The sequence below is a fragment of the Streptomyces caelestis genome, assembly GCF_001279005.1.
Classification (GTDB): domain Bacteria; phylum Actinomycetota; class Actinomycetes; order Streptomycetales; family Streptomycetaceae; genus Streptomyces; species Streptomyces heliomycini.
Genome location: NZ_LGCN01000001.1, coordinates 273,371 through 287,576, shown reverse-complemented (window position 1 = coordinate 287,576; position 14,206 = coordinate 273,371). Strand labels below are relative to the sequence as shown.

10 protein-coding genes are annotated in these 14,206 nt (G+C 68.9%); all 10 read left to right on the top strand.

Annotation, left to right across the window (positions count from 1 at the left end):
• Positions 1-10 precede the first annotated feature (10 nt).
• The 10 genes from ADK41_RS42700 (at position 11) to ADK41_RS01295 (ending at position 14,195) form a co-directional block, all read left to right on the top strand.
• A complete protein-coding gene (locus ADK41_RS42700) occupies positions 11-685 on the top strand; it encodes a hypothetical protein (protein ID WP_051842838.1) in 675 nt (224 codons plus the stop codon).
• Positions 678-2,135: a peptidoglycan DD-metalloendopeptidase family protein gene (locus ADK41_RS01335; protein ID WP_234318527.1), complete on the top strand. Its 1,458-nt coding sequence runs from the start codon at positions 678-680 to the stop codon at positions 2,133-2,135. The genes ADK41_RS42700 and ADK41_RS01335 overlap by 8 nt, the downstream gene beginning before the upstream one ends.
• A 221-nt stretch (positions 2,136-2,356) precedes the next feature.
• On the top strand, positions 2,357-2,842 hold the full coding sequence (locus ADK41_RS01330; RefSeq protein ID WP_078618411.1) for a hypothetical protein: 486 nt from the start codon (positions 2,357-2,359) through the stop codon (positions 2,840-2,842).
• Between the two features lie 31 nt (positions 2,843-2,873).
• Positions 2,874-5,351 (top strand): ATP/GTP-binding protein, encoded by a 2,478-nt coding sequence (locus ADK41_RS01325; protein ID WP_030819303.1) that lies wholly within the window; start codon positions 2,874-2,876, stop codon positions 5,349-5,351.
• Positions 5,348-6,364 (top strand): replication-relaxation family protein, encoded by a 1,017-nt coding sequence (locus tag ADK41_RS01320; protein ID WP_051842840.1) that lies wholly within the window; start codon positions 5,348-5,350, stop codon positions 6,362-6,364. The genes ADK41_RS01325 and ADK41_RS01320 overlap by 4 nt, the downstream gene beginning before the upstream one ends.
• Positions 6,365-6,400: 36 nt before the next feature.
• On the top strand, positions 6,401-7,741 hold the full coding sequence (locus ADK41_RS01315) for a ParB/RepB/Spo0J family partition protein (RefSeq protein ID WP_030819308.1): 1,341 nt from the start codon (positions 6,401-6,403) through the stop codon (positions 7,739-7,741).
• Positions 7,738-8,853, top strand: a complete 1,116-nt coding sequence (locus tag ADK41_RS01310; RefSeq protein WP_030819309.1) for a DUF4417 domain-containing protein — start codon at positions 7,738-7,740, stop codon at positions 8,851-8,853. The genes ADK41_RS01315 and ADK41_RS01310 overlap by 4 nt, the downstream gene beginning before the upstream one ends.
• Positions 8,854-8,932: 79 nt before the next feature.
• The gene (locus ADK41_RS01305) at positions 8,933-9,334 is read left to right on the top strand and encodes a hypothetical protein (RefSeq protein WP_234318528.1); all 402 of its coding nucleotides are present in this window, start codon (positions 8,933-8,935) and stop codon (positions 9,332-9,334) included.
• Positions 9,334-11,940: a hypothetical protein gene (locus ADK41_RS01300; protein WP_030819313.1), complete on the top strand. Its 2,607-nt coding sequence runs from the start codon at positions 9,334-9,336 to the stop codon at positions 11,938-11,940. The genes ADK41_RS01305 and ADK41_RS01300 overlap by 1 nt, the downstream gene beginning before the upstream one ends.
• On the top strand, positions 11,940-14,195 hold the full coding sequence (locus tag ADK41_RS01295; protein ID WP_030819315.1) for a hypothetical protein: 2,256 nt from the start codon (positions 11,940-11,942) through the stop codon (positions 14,193-14,195). The genes ADK41_RS01300 and ADK41_RS01295 overlap by 1 nt, the downstream gene beginning before the upstream one ends.
• The last annotated feature ends 11 nt before the right edge of the window (positions 14,196-14,206 follow it).

The following is a 14,206-nucleotide window of genomic DNA, read 5'->3' as shown; positions in this document are numbered from 1 at the left end:
GGGGACCCCCATGCCTCAAACCGATGCCGCGCGTGCCCGCACCCAGCGCGCGACGATCGCGCTGTTCGTCGCTGCGGCCGTCCTGGCAACTGTCGGTGTCACCCTCCTGTTCGGCCTCCCTGATGAGGCTGACCGTCCTGCCACCGACTCGACTCCGGTCACGGCCTCTTCCTCCGCCCCTGCGGTCGGCAGCGCCTCCGGCGGCACGCGCCCGGCCGAGGCCTCCCCCGCGGCGGAACCGCCGACGTCTCCTGAGCACTTGAGCCCGAGGCAGGTGCCGACGCCGGTCGAGGAGGCGGCCCGGTCCTTCGTGACCGCGTGGGCCAGCCACGACGCCCGACCGGGCCGGGACACCTCGTACGACGACGCGTCCCGGCGGGCCACGACCTACGCTGCCGGAGATCTTGCCGAGGACCTGCGCACTCACACCAGCGGCAGCGCCGCCAGGCAGCAGTGGCTGAGCTGGAAGGACCATCAGGTCCAGGTGGCGGTAGCGGTCGTGCGGGTGTCACTGCCGGACGGAGCGCCCGCACCGAGCGAAGACTCCGCCTTCGCGCGCGTGATCTACAAGCTGACCGAAACGCCAGCCAAGGGCCCTGCCAGCCAGTCGGAAGAGCACGTGGCGCTCAAGCTCCGCCGCGGCGCCGACGGAAGCTGGCGCGTCGTCGGACTCCCCAATGTCTGAGCAGGGCAAGTCCAAGACTCTGCGGAACGTGCTGATCGCGGCGATCCTCTCCTGCCTGCTCGGATTCGGCCTGATCCTGAGTGCCGTACTGGCGCTGTCGTCGGCAATCGGCGAGGACAACACCAGCAGCGCACTGGAGAACGCGGGCTTCGGCGGCGGTCTGTCGGACACCAAGGAGATCCCTGACTGGCTGCGTCCCATCATCCTCGACGCTGTGGCGAGGTACGGCTGTGCGGAGGTCACCCCATCGCTGATCGCCGCCCAGCTCTACCAGGAGTCCACCTTCCGCAAGAACCCGCCCGACGGTGGAGCCGGCGCGATGGGCATCGCCCAGTTCATCCCCTCCACCTGGGCGACCGAAGGTATCGACGCCAACAACAAGGGCGGCGCGGACCCGCTGGACCCTGAGGACGCAGTTCCGTCGATGGTGGCCTACGACTGCAAGCTCGCCGACGAGATCCGCAGCGTGCCGGGCGACGTCATCGACAACATGCTCGCCGCCTACAACGCCGGCGGGAACAAGGTGAAGAAGTACGGCGGCATCCCGCCGTACGAGGAGACGCGCAAGTACGTCCGCGAAATCCGGGACCGGGCGGAGAAGTGGTCCGCGCCGATGGACGGCAAGGTCTCCGGCGGACTGTCCAAGGTTGTGGCCGCAGCCAAAGAGGCGCTCAACACCCCATACGTCCTGGGCGGCAGCTGCAAGCCTCCGTTCCAGGGAGCCAAGGGATGCGACTGCTCCAGCCTGGTCAAGTACGCCTGGAGCAAGGTCGGCGTGAACCTTCCACGAGTCACCTACGACCAGGTCGACATCGGCACCAAGGTGACGTCGGCGAACGACCTGCGCCCCGGTGACCTGATCTTCTCAGGCGGCAGCGCGTCCAGCCCGGAGCACGTATCCATGTACATAGGGGGCGGCGAGGTCATCGACGCGCCGCACACCGGCGCCCGTGTCCGCATCAAGCCCCTGTCCTTCTGGAAGGGCCGGATCCTGATCATGAAACGGCCCAACTACACCGAGCCGGGGTCGGGTGGCACCTCAGGCACGTGGGTCGCCCCTGTCGCCGACGATCACGTAGGCACCGGGTACCGGGTCTCCGGATCGATGTGGTCGAGCGGCTACCACACCGGCGTGGACTTCCCCGTGCGCACCGGAACTGCGACCCGCGCGGTGGGCCCGGGCACCGTGGTGACGGCCGGCTGGAACAACGCGTACGGCTACCAGGTAGTGATCAAACACGGCGACGGCATGTACTCGCAGTACGCCCACCACTCCTCGCTGGCGGTGGTCGTCGGCCAGAAGGTGAAGGGCGGCGACCGGATCGGGTACTCCGGCGCAACGGGCAACGTCAGCGGTGCGCACCTCCACTTCGAGATACGCACCGGCCCGGAGTACGGATCGGACATCGACCCACTGGCCTACCTCCGTAGTCACGGCGTCAAGATCTGACCTGCCGGCCGGCGTCACGCTCTCCCGCAGGGGCATGACGCCGGCCGACGCCATACCGCGAAGAAATTCGGAGCGGAGTGTCACACCGAGCCGGATCCCGACACCTGTAGCAGGTGAAAGGCCCGTTTGCTCTTCGGAGGTGCCGCCATGCTCCCGACTTCCCCCGTGCCCGCTCCGGCCGCCGCGGTGCCGCCGTGCGCCTCGTCCTCGGACGGTGGGCGATGACCACGACCGACCTCATCGATGGCGCAATCGGCTTCGTCGACGACCTCCCGGGCCACGTCGAGCGCCTGGCGGACTCGGTGATGGCCAACGCCTGGTGGGTTGCGCTGGTCGCCCTGGCAGCCAGCGGGGTAGCCGCCGCGGTCCGCTGGGCCCTGTCCCGTGGCCCGATGTCCAAGCGAACGGCTCTGGAGGTGCTGCCGACCACAGGCTTCGACCCGAAGCCGGAAGAGGTCGTCCGCTTCGGGCACCAGATGGCCCGCGCGCACAAGAGCGTGTCGCGCTGGCTCGTGTCCTCGGCCCGCACCAATGCTCTGCGCATCCGGTTCACCTGCTCCAACGGGTCGCTGTCCATGAGGGTCGAGGGCCCGGATCGAGCGATGTCGGTGCTGCGCCACCAGGGCTACGCCCAGGTCGAGATGCGGCCTATCGAGGCCGACGGGCGTGCCGCGCGCGAACGTCCACAGATCCGGCTCGGCTCCTGACGCACCGACGGACACCACAGACAGGTAGATCATGACCACCGCACCACACCCGACCGCCGCCCCGCCGGTCGATCTCGCCAAGCCGGAAGCTGATGACCACGGCAAGCCGGCCACCCAGGAGATGCACTACGCCCGCGCCGAGCTCGCCCTGGCCCTTCCTGACCACCTCGCCCTGCGCGAAGTGCCGCTCACCCCGGATCCGCTCGAGGCCCTGGCCAACGCGGTAGCCGACGTCCGCGAGGACCTCGGCGAGAGCGCCGACGTCGTCCTGGACCTCGTTCCCGTCGCCCCGAACCGTGTCAGCAGCCGCCGCCGGCGCCTGCTGGCCCAGGCCCGCCGCAACCCCACCGACGGGCCGGCCATACCCGGCATGCCGCAGCAGCGCGGCAACCGGTTCGGCTTCGACCTCGCCCAGGTGCTGTCCGAGATTGCCACCGAGATGAAGGGCAACCAGGGCGGCGGTGCCCGGCAACGGCAGCACCAGCAGCGCGCTCACCGCGTCACGGACATGAAGGCCGCCATGGGCAAGCTCGCCCCCGGCGCCGAGCCCGTCTTCTCCATGCAGTTGCTCGTCCGCACCCGCGCGCGCGACGAGTACCGGGCCCGGATGCTGCTGGACCAGGTCCTCGCTGCCCTGGAGCCGTGGTCCGGCGACAACCACCTGCGTCCCGTCGGGCTCCACCTCGGCGTCACCCGCCTCCGGGCGGACCACTGGCTCCACCGGCGCAAGTTCGACCGCCGTTTCGAGAGCGGGCTCTTCATGCCGCGTCGGCATTCCTGGGTGACCGCCCAGGAGATTGCCGGGCTGCTCAAGCCGCCCACCAAGCACAACATGGCCCCGAACATCGCCCGCTCGGGCGGAGTCGTCCCACCGCCGCCCGCAGCGCTCCCGACGTGGACAGGACAGCGAGGCCTGCTGCCCCTGGGGTGGGTGGCCAAGTCCGGCGGCGGGGAGCGCCTCGCCGGCGTCCCGCTGAAGTACCTGCTCTTCGCCCTGTTCCTCGGCAAGTCCGGCTTCGGCAAGACCGAGATGTCGCTCGTGCAGGCGATCGCGATCGCCCACGGCGGGTACGGCGTGCTCTTTCTCGACCCTCATGGTGACGGCTGGGTACGCGCTCGCCCCTACCTGGCCCACAAAGAACTGGCCGACCGGATCTGGGAGATCGACCTCACGAGCCCCGAGCTCGACAAGATGGTCGGCTCCTGGAACCCGCTGTCCATGGAACGCCGGCGCGAGTCCGAGATCCCCGACATCGTCCAGTACATCGTCACCGGCTTCGCCGCGGCCCTGAACTGGTCCGACTCCGCCGGACGTGCGAAGACCATCCTCACGCGTGCGGTCGAGTCACTGGTGTACCTCTCCTGGCATGTCTGCCGCGCCGGCCGGCCCGACCTGGCCCCCACCGTCTTCCAGATCCGCACGATCCTCACCGATGCCGTCTGGCGCACCAGCGTCTTGCCGTACCTGCCCAAGGACATCCGGGACTTCTGGGAGAACGTCTTCCCGGGCTACAGCAAGGAAGCCATCCCGGTCGTCACCAACATCATCGAACGGCTCTCGTCCAGCAACGCGATCAAGGCGTTCCTCGGGTCAAGCCGGTCGACGTACGACATCCGGCACGCCATGGACACCGGGAAGATCGTTTTCGTCTGCCCCGCCGGCACCGGCGATGTCGACCGCATCATCAGCTCCCTGCTGATCTACGACTTCTTCCGGGCCGGCCTGTCACGGCGGGACACCCCGCCCGACCAGCGCCGCGACTTCTATACCTTCATCGACGAGCTGACCAGCGTGGACGGCGCCTCCAAGGGCACGCTCGCCCAGATCACCGAGCAACTGCGCAAGTACAACGTGAAGCTGCTCGCCATGACGCAGATGGCGCAGCGGCTGAGCGCCACCACCCGGCAGGGACTGCTGCAGAACCTGTCCATCCTGTCGACGACCGCGTCCGACGTCGACGAGGCGACGCTGGTCACCCGCCGCTGGGGCAAGAAGGTTGCCCCCGACACGATCGTCCAGCTCAACCGGTACAGCTACGTGATGTCCGTGACCCTCGAAGGCGGCACGACCGACCCGTTCCGCGTCCGCGGTGCCTCGGTGGAGGACCTTTACGGCGACTACTACCGGCCGCAGAACGAGAAACTCCTGACGCAGGCCATCGACGAGAACCTCCAGCGCCGCTCAGTCCGCGACATCCTCACCGACCTGCGCCGACTGGACCCGCGGCTGCGCCGGTTCCTCGTCACCCTCCCCGTCCCGCCGGACGACGACGAGCCCGCCGCCGCCGATCTGCCGGCCGACGAGCCCGAATCCGACGAGACCGCACCGCGCGACCCCGAAGGGCCGGACGGACCGGCCGGCGGCACTGCGTCCGGTGGCGGGGAGGCCAAGCCGCGCGTCCACGACAGCGAAGGCACCGTCATCAGCGGTGGGCCGGACCCGGCCGATGAAGCCCACGACAACGTCCACCCGATCAACCCCCACCAGAACCAGTCGAGGATCGGATGAACCTGCCCCCTGTCGAAGCGACCGCCGCGGCAGCGCTCACGCGCAGTTTCCACGCGATCAGCGGCGAGGTTTTGGAGCTGCTGTACCAGCACCGGGTGCTCTCCACTCAGCAACTGCACGTGCTGCTCACCCCGCCCGAGAAGCGACCGGCCCGCCCCGTGTACCTGCGTCGGCAGCTCGGCGAGCTCCACAAGGCAGGGTTGGTCGAGCGGATCCGGGCGAAGGGGCCCGGTGGCCGCGGGCGGCTACAGAGCCAGCCGTTCCTGTGGTTTCTGACCGAAGCCGGTGCCGAGTCCGTGGAGGAGGCCGGTGAGCTGCCCCCACGGCCATACCGGGTGACGCCCGAGTCCGTCGCCGGTGCCCGCCAGGCGCACACGCTGGGTGTGAACGAAGTCGGCATCGCCTTCGTCGAGTGGGCTCGCCGACTGGGGCACGAGTGTGGGCCGCTGGACTGGACCCCTGAGGTCGCCAACCGGATCCGCGACGGTCAGCGTCGATTCGAGGACGACCACGTCATCAGCGACGCCGTCCTCAACTACGTACACGTAGAGCGTGGCGGCCGCCGGACGATGCTCAGCTTCTTCGTCGAGTTCGACCGTGCCACGATGACCTCCGCGCGGCTCGCCGCGAAACTCGAAGCGTACGGCCGACTGTACGAGTACGTTCCACAGAGCGCGGACCGCGCGCGCCGGACCTCGAACGCGACCCGGCCAGCGTGGATGTACAACTATCCGGTCTTTCCCCGCGTCCTGGTGGTCCTCGACGCGGCGCCCCCGAAGGCCGGGGAGCCGGACCGGCGGGCCCAGCGCCTTGCCGCCCGTACCGAAGACCTGTACGCGCGCGCCGGCGCGGACGTCCGTCTCAGCCGGCTGAAGGGCGACATCAACATCGGCGTCACCACCCTGCAGCAACTCCAGGAGCACGGGCCGCTCGCCCCGATCTTCACCCCGTTGCTGCGTGGCACGCCGTCCGCCCGCCCCGCCCCCACCGACCTCTACCTCGCCTCGAAGTGACCGGCCGCTCCCCGCGGTCTTGAAGGAAGCAGCGCCATGACCAGTACCTCGCTCGAGGTCCCGCCCGACGGCGGGAGCATGATCCGGCTCACCGAGATCCTGCACCGCAGCGTCAAGCTGCGGCAGCGGCGATTCGAGATGCTGCCGCTGCGCGGCCAGGGCGCGCCCTTCACCGAGACCCACGCCCGCAACCCCTCCGACTCCCTGCCGCCGTCCGAACTCGCCGACTTGATCTCCTCCATGTCCGTCATCGGCCTCTTGGAGCCGGTCCTGGCCGAAGAGATCGTCGTCGACGGCAAGGCGCCGACGATCCGCCTGGTCACCGGGGAGCGCCGCCTGCGCGCCATGCGCTGGGGCGCCGTCAATAGACCGGACAACCCGCACTTCCAGGCCCTGCCGGCTGTGGTCTGCCCGGGCCCGTTGTCCGAGGAGGAGCGCCACATGTGGCGCTTCGTCGAGAACTTCGCCCGCGAGCCCCTCCGCCCCGGGGAGCAGGCCGCCGCGTTGCTGTACCAGCGGTGCGCCATCCTCGTCGGCAAGCTCCTCAAGGCCGGCAAGCCCGTGCCACAGGAGGTTTACGCGATCCCCGACCCGGCCGAGCGGTTCCTTGCCCTGGAGAAGATCCGCGGCACCGACAGTTCCTGCGCCGCCCCCTGGAGCGAGGTGCTGGACCGCCTCGGGCTGCAGCTCAACGAACGCAAGGCCAGCGAGCTCGTACGTGCCTTCCGCGCGCTGCCCCGGGACCTCACCGAGGAGATGGACGAAGCCGCGATCCGTCTGAACACCCGGATCCGGTTCGCCGAGCTCCGCAACGGCCGGGCACAGGCTGCAGAGGGCATCTGGGCCGCCTTGAAGTCCTCCAAGCGGCTCCACCTGCTGCCGACCGCCGTGAACGTCGGCCTGGAGGACCCCGACCTCGGACCAGAAGAGATCATCGCCGAAGCCGAAGAGCGGCAAGACACGGCGAACGCCGGCCGCCGGGCCAAGCTCACCCGGGTGCCCACGCAGACGGAGGACCAGGAGGAACCCGAAGACGGCGAGGACGTTGGAGACCCCTCGGCACTCGGCCCAAGCACGGTGCCAGAGGTCACACAGCCCGGCGATCCGTTGGCGCCCGCGGCGCCAGCAGCGGCCGCAGATGCGATACCCGCCGACGCTCCCCCGCGTCGACCGGCTGTGGAGTCGAACACGATCCGCACCGCGCTGGACGGGATCCGGGGGCTGCTGGCCGAGGTCCGGGCCGGCAAGGAGATCGCGCGGTACGACCGTGGCTCGCTGCTCCTCGCCCTGCGCGAACTCAGTACCCACCTCGACGACGCCCCCATCGACGGCGCGACGGACCACGATGCAATCAGCGAAGGAAGCGAAGCAGCATGACCAGTGTCTCCCTGCCCATCCCGACCGTCGGCGTGCCCCTTCCGGGCCGCGGCTGCGACTGCAACAGCTGCGCCTTCTACGCCGGACCCGACGGCCGCGGAGGCCCGGCGACCGTCGAGCCCCTGTGCACCGGCCAGAACTCGGACTGCCGGTTCTGCGGGTGCTCGGCGGCCGAGGCGGACGCGCCGGCGAACGCGTGCGTGACCCGCAAGTGCCCGATCCGGTGCGGGAGCCGTACCGACATAGCCGGGTGGATGGCCGACGTGGGCGGCACCCTGACGTTCGACGACATCAGCGTCGACAGCACGCTGCCCGACGGCCTGCCATCCTTCATCCCCATGACCGACGGCTCCGCGGTCACCAAGCTCGACGCCAGCCTGAACTGGCCGGCCTACGGCGTCGGACTGCGACGCGTGTTCTCGCCCGACACCCACACGCTCTACAAGCGCTTCACCGAGCAGACCGCCCGTCAGGCCCTCGCGCTCGGGGACCACCAGAAGGCCGTGCTGGTCGGCTACGGCGAGGACCCGCTCGTCGAAGCCTTCTGGACTCGCCGCGGACGCGACAGGCTCGTCGAGCGCATCGCGGAGCAGGAGTGGGACCTGGTGCTGTCATGCAACTACTCGATCTATGGCGACTGGCCGCGGACGGAGCACCTGCTCAACATGCGCCGCTCCCTCCTGCTCGCGCAGGAGTTCGCCGAAGCCGGCGTGAACGTCGTGCCGAACGTGTACTGGTTCCGGCTCGAGGATCTCCAGCGCTACCTCTCGTGGATCGAGGACACCCAGCCGGCCGCCATTGCCATCAACGTGCAGACCGTCCGTGACAACGCCGACTGGGACAGCTGGGAGCGGCCCGGCCTGCACTGGCTTGCCGAGAACCTCCCCGAGGACATGCCGGTCATCCTCACCGGCCTGTCCCGGGCCAACCGGATCGCCGAGATGGTCCAGATCTTCGGCTCCCGGCTGACGCTGATCTCCCAGAACCCGCACCAGTACGCCCTGCACGGCGCGATCATGACGCCCAACGGCCGCGAGGACGTCCATGCCCGGACCGAGGATGCCTTCGCCGCGACGGTCCAGTACATGGCCTCGCTCCTGCCGAGCCGCTGAAACTTCTTCGCTCGCACTGTCACACCGGCGGCTCCTCCCACACCTGTAGCAGGTGAAACGACCTTTGGGAGGAGCCTCCGTGACGACCGAACCCAACCCCACCATCGCCGAGACCGCGGAGCTGTCGACGGCCGCTCCGGCCTGGCGGCTGTGGATCCTGCTCGTTTGGCACCCCACCCTCGGCCTCCCCGTCGATCCCGTCGCCGTGCTCGGCCTCGACGAGAGCCGACAGCCCGCCGAGCGGATCGTGCGCTGGGTGCCCCTCGTCTACGAGCAGGCCGACCCCTGGCGCGAGCGCCTGGGCCAGACCACCACCAGCGAGGACATCGAGCGCTGGATCGCGCACTCCGGCGGCGCGTGCTCGCTCGAGCCGGCCGACGTCCCGGAAGGCGCGCTCGACCTCACACACGCAGCCGACCTCGTTCTGGACGAACTGCTCGCCGAGGTCATCCCTGCGCTCCCGCCGCGGGGTGACGGCTGATGGGCACGGGCAGCAAGTCCTCCCACGCCTCCTACGCGGTGGGCCCCACCACGGCGTCCGAAGCGGACGACGTAGTGGCCGAGGCGCCGGCGCAGGCGATGTCCGAGGAAGAAGTCCAAGCCAAGGCCGACCTCCTGATGGCGATGAACCTCATGGAGGAGATCGCCGACCCTCCGTTCGCCATCGACTTCGAGGACGCAGTCCCGACCGACCCGGTGGAGCGGTACGACCTCTTCGTCACCCAGGTCGAGCAGGCTCAGGAGGCCATCGAGAAGCTGAAGGAAGCAGGCGCCTCCGAGGAAGAGATCGAGGCCCACACCAAGGCGCTCAAGGCGCAGACGCTCGCGTACCTGAACTCGCTCGACGAGGATGACCTGCGCGAGATCGCCGAGGCCAAGGGCTTCGAGCACCCTGCGCTGGTGGGCCTGTCCGGCAAGGGCCAGCATCCCCTGGTCCACTGGCTCGACCCCGCGTACCCGGGCGACATCCCGTCCAAGGAGAAGATCCAGGCCGCCGCGCTCAACCGGTACAACGAGTTGCTCGCCGGCAAGACGGTCGGCGGAATGACGCTCGCCGACCTGCACGAGATCGAGGGCACCAAACCGCCCCTCAGTGGCGGCGCATGGAAGGCCACGCCGGACGACGTCGCGGCCTCCGCCCAGGCAGTAACCGCGTCGATCGACGCCTGGAACGAGGCGTCGAAGACCTACGGGCCCCAGTGGCAGGAACAGCGGGCCGAGGCCCTGCAAACGATGCTCGCGGCCGAGCAGAAGCTGGCCTCAGCCGACTGTCCTGAGCTCGGCGAGGACCTGGCCAAGACCAAGGCCGAGGCCAAGTTGGCGGTCGATGAGGTTCTCACGCACACGTACATGCACCCGAAGGTGGTCCAGCCCTCGGTGCAGGAAGCTCTCGCCTCGGGCCAGCTGAGCGAGACCGAGGCGATGCATCTCGGGGGCCACCAGCTCGTGGCTCTGATGCGGCCGAACACACCCGAGAGCGAAGTGGAGTCGCTGAAGGCCCTGGCGGTCAAGCGGCAGGAGCAGCTGGCGAACCTCGACGCCGGCTACGCCGCTCACATTGCGATGGCCCCCGAGGGCGGGCAGCCGTTGAACCTGCCGTCGGCTGGCGACCCGGGCGCGCCGCAGGCGATCGCCGCGTGGGCGAAGAACGCCGGCGACGTCCAGGACATGCAGATGGACGTGAAGGGCTGGTACGCCTACACCCAGCAGGGAGGCGCCAGCGACACTCCGTACGCCGAGCACCCGGCCCTGGGACCGGGGAAGCACCTCCACTCTGGCGATCTGACGAGCGACTTCAAGGCGTGGGCCGCGAAGCAGAAGCTCTCCGACCTGCGCGCCGTCGCGGCCGAGCTGGGCATGGACAACAACGCCAAAGCCACACGGGCCCAGGTCCAGAACTACATCGCCGCGAGCTTCAACAAGAAATACGACCAGCAGGCCATCAAGGACAAGGTCACCGCGGACGTCGCCAAGAAGGAGGCGGCCAAGGCCGCCAAGGCAGCGGGCGCGGCGGCGCCTGCGACGAAGCCCGATGCCGGTTTGGCCTCCGACGAGGCGGTCCAAGCCCTGGCGAGCAAACTGCCATCGAACAGCACCGGCGCCAAGGCGAAGCCAACGAAGACTCCAAAGCCGGGGTCGTTCAACGCCAACGTCCAGGCCATGATGGCGGCGGTACAGCACGCCAAGGCGACCAGTCAGGACCTGCCGGCCCGTGTCGACGCCAAGGAGGTCGCGAGCTGGAACTTCGGTTCTGGCACCAAGGCGTCGAACCTGGGCGGCACGTACGCCAAGACCGTCCATGTTGGCCCTGACGGCTCGCAGTGGATGTTCAAGGCCGACCACAACCACGGCGGTGCTCTGGGGCACACCGAAGCCGCCGCGTCTCACGTCCTGTCGCTGGGCGGCGTACCGGCAGTGCCGGTGTACCACCACAAGAAGGCCGACGGCACGGCTGGCTCCATCCAGCCGCTACTCAAGGACGCCAAGCCGTTCACGTCCAGCCCTAGCCAGTGGACTCAGTTCCAGGTCGACGCGATCGTCCGGTCGCACGTCGGGTCGTGGCTCGTCGGCGAGCACGACGGTCACCAGGACAACTGGCTGGCCACGCCCTCCGGCGGGCTCGTGCAGATCGACCGCGGCCAGGCCTTCAAGCACTTCGGCGCCGACAAGCTGTCGGTCGACTACGCCCCCAGCGGCGGAGGCGGGTTCACCCCCGTCCACCAGAAGCTCTACCAGGCGGCCCTGGGCGGTGGTCTCGCCAACGGCGTCAAGATCAACCCGGCTGCCGCACACCCGGTGATCAAGAAATTCGAGTCCATGCCGGACGCACAGCTGCGCTCCATCCTGCACTCCACTGCGCACGAGGGCGCCAAGGCCGGAGTGGCGTGGGTGCCGCACATGCGCAGCCGAGCAGCCAAGGCCCTGAAGATCCCGCAGTCCCAGGTCACGCACGACCAGATCGCCACGGCGTTCCTCGACCACGCCGTAGAGAGGAAGAACAACTTGCGCCAGAACTTCTCCGACTTCTTCGTCAAGCAGCTGGGCCTCCCCTCCGGCGCCTCCCTCAAGCACGGCGGTGGTAACTGATGGGAACCGGATCCAAGTCGAGCCACCAGAGCTACGCGGTCAGCCCCACCGCGCTCGCCGAGGCCCCTGCCGCCCCGTTGGACATCACCAGCGCGCCGGCTGCGGGCGAGGGGACCGACCTCACGGGCGCGGCCGCGGGGGGCCAGGCGTTCGAGGTGCCCGAGCTCCCCGAGGTCGAGTCGGCTCCCCCTGCGGAACTTCCGGTCGACGAGCCGCCAGCGGATCTCGACGCGCTCCTGGGCGGCGCTGAATCTGCCCCCGAGCCTGTCGTGTCCGCGCCGCCGCCTGAGGACGAAGTGGAGGAGGCGTCTGCCGAGGCCGAGGGTGTCGTGGCCGAAGAGGAGCTGCAGAGCAGCGGCGAGGAGCCGCCGGCCGACCAGGCCGTGCTGCTCCAGGCCGAGGACATCGAGGAGGTCCAGGAGGAAGAGGAGGAAACGGACCCTCCGCTGACACCGGTGCCAGCAGCGCCTCCGGTCGGCGAGCCCACCGGCACGCCGATCCTGGTGGGCGGCGATGACTTCATCAACTCCGAAGCGACCCTGGTTGCCTACGACTCTCCGGACGGGCCGCGGGAAGTGCTGCTCACGCACATCTCCGAGGAGGCCGAAGAGAAGCTCCTCGACGCGCTGAGCATCCCCGGCACGCACATGGAGGAGATCCAGGTCGAGGAGGAGGTCAAGGAGCGCCTCGACCTCGACAAGGAGAAGAAGCTGGCCGAGCTGACCAAGACCGCGGTCAGCTCGGTGCAGCACAAGCTGAAGACCGGCTCTCCGATGTCGGACGCGTCGATCGCCAAGCACCAGGCCGCCGTCGACGCCGTTTCCGCCGTCCTCAACGATCCGTCGATCAGCGACGACGAGAAGGCCATGGCCCAGCACTACATGGACCAGCTGAACGTCGTAAAGGACAAGATCGACAACGGCGGGGCGCCCATGCCGTGGATGGACGCTTACGAGGTGACCACGACCAAGATGGTCACCAAGCAGATACCGGTGCCCAACGGGGACCCGGAACCCGGCACGCTCGCCGCGACGGTCCGCAAGGCCAGCCGGATCAAGGCGAACCTGAACCCGGATACCGGGCAGACGTCGTGGGACGGCGTCACCCGCTCCTCCGCCAACGGCACGGAGTACGAGATCGACATGGGCGATGGCTGGAAGGCTGTCTACCGCCCCTACAAGGAGAACGATCCCAAGACCACGGAGTACTCGCTACGGGGGCAGCTCGAGGTCCATGCCCCCGCGGGCGCCGGCCACGGTAAGGACCTCGTGGAGCGGCTGGAACAGCTGCACCTGATGAACAAGCCGATGACCGCAGCCGAGGGCGAGTGGACGTACCTGGCCAACAACATCAAGGCCCAGGGGCTGGAGGGTGCCCCCGGCATGAAGGCCGCCATGGAAACGGCTCAGGGTCTCCAGGATCTCCAGGTTCAGGAAATCGTGCACCAGCGCATGGAGTCCCTCATGGGTCTCGACAGCGACGCCCTGCAGACGGCCATGAAGAGGATCCACCTGGAGGCGTCCCACAAGGTGCTGCCGATGAAGGTCGAGGTCGTCCGGGACGCCGTCGCGAAGGCCTCCGGATTCGCCAGCGGTGCCGAACTGGCGGCCAGCCCGGGCTACGAGCCGACGCCCTCGACTGGAGGGAAGTGGCTGACCTGGTCGCGCTTCGACGTGACCGGTAAGAAGGCCGCAGTCCAGGAGGCTTTCAAGGGCCGGTCACTGACCCACAATCTCAACGGCGGCGATCTCGCCAGCCTCCTCGGAACGGGGGTCCTGGCCTCCACTGAGAAGCGGGCCGTGATGGGCATCGGCGGCGGGCTCGGCATGAGTGAGCAGGCCGACAAGATGACCGGTGGCGCCAACTCGGTGTTCCTGCGCGTCAAGAAGACGCCCTCCAAGCCGGGCGGCGGCCGGCTGATCTGGGACGACCCGAGCGTGCTCATGCAGCGCAGCGACTACTACGCCTACAACGGCGACCACTACGGCGCCATCAACCCCGCGCACGGCCATTACAACGCGGGGGCGATCACCCGGGACCCGATGAAGATCGCCAAGTTCACCGGCAGCAGCAACGAAATCATGTTCCGCAACGGGATCGACCTGCTCGGGGCTGAGGCCCCCAGCCGGATCGTGTGCCACACCGCCGCGGAGCGCAGCAGCATCCTCGCCTCCCTCACCTCTCGGGGCATCACGCAGCTCGGCGGGAAGCCTGTCGAGGATGTCCTGTGCACGGAAGCCGACTACTACAGCTGATCAGGAGCGAC

Excerpts from the sequence above, each read along its gene's own strand:
- ADK41_RS42700 (WP_051842838.1), top strand. The coding sequence starts at position 11 with ATGCCTCAAACCGATGCCGCGCGTGCCCGCACCCAGCGCGCGACGATC.
- ADK41_RS01335 (WP_234318527.1), top strand. The coding sequence starts at position 678 with ATGTCTGAGCAGGGCAAGTCCAAGACTCTGCGGAACGTGCTGATCGCG.
- ADK41_RS01330 (WP_078618411.1), top strand. The coding sequence starts at position 2,357 with ATGACCACGACCGACCTCATCGATGGCGCAATCGGCTTCGTCGACGAC.
- ADK41_RS01325 (WP_030819303.1), top strand. The coding sequence starts at position 2,874 with ATGACCACCGCACCACACCCGACCGCCGCCCCGCCGGTCGATCTCGCC.
- ADK41_RS01320 (WP_051842840.1), top strand. The coding sequence starts at position 5,348 with ATGAACCTGCCCCCTGTCGAAGCGACCGCCGCGGCAGCGCTCACGCGC.
- ADK41_RS01315 (WP_030819308.1), top strand. The coding sequence starts at position 6,401 with ATGACCAGTACCTCGCTCGAGGTCCCGCCCGACGGCGGGAGCATGATC.
- ADK41_RS01310 (WP_030819309.1), top strand. The coding sequence starts at position 7,738 with ATGACCAGTGTCTCCCTGCCCATCCCGACCGTCGGCGTGCCCCTTCCG.
- ADK41_RS01300 (WP_030819313.1), top strand. The coding sequence starts at position 9,334 with ATGGGCACGGGCAGCAAGTCCTCCCACGCCTCCTACGCGGTGGGCCCC.
- ADK41_RS01295 (WP_030819315.1), top strand. The coding sequence starts at position 11,940 with ATGGGAACCGGATCCAAGTCGAGCCACCAGAGCTACGCGGTCAGCCCC.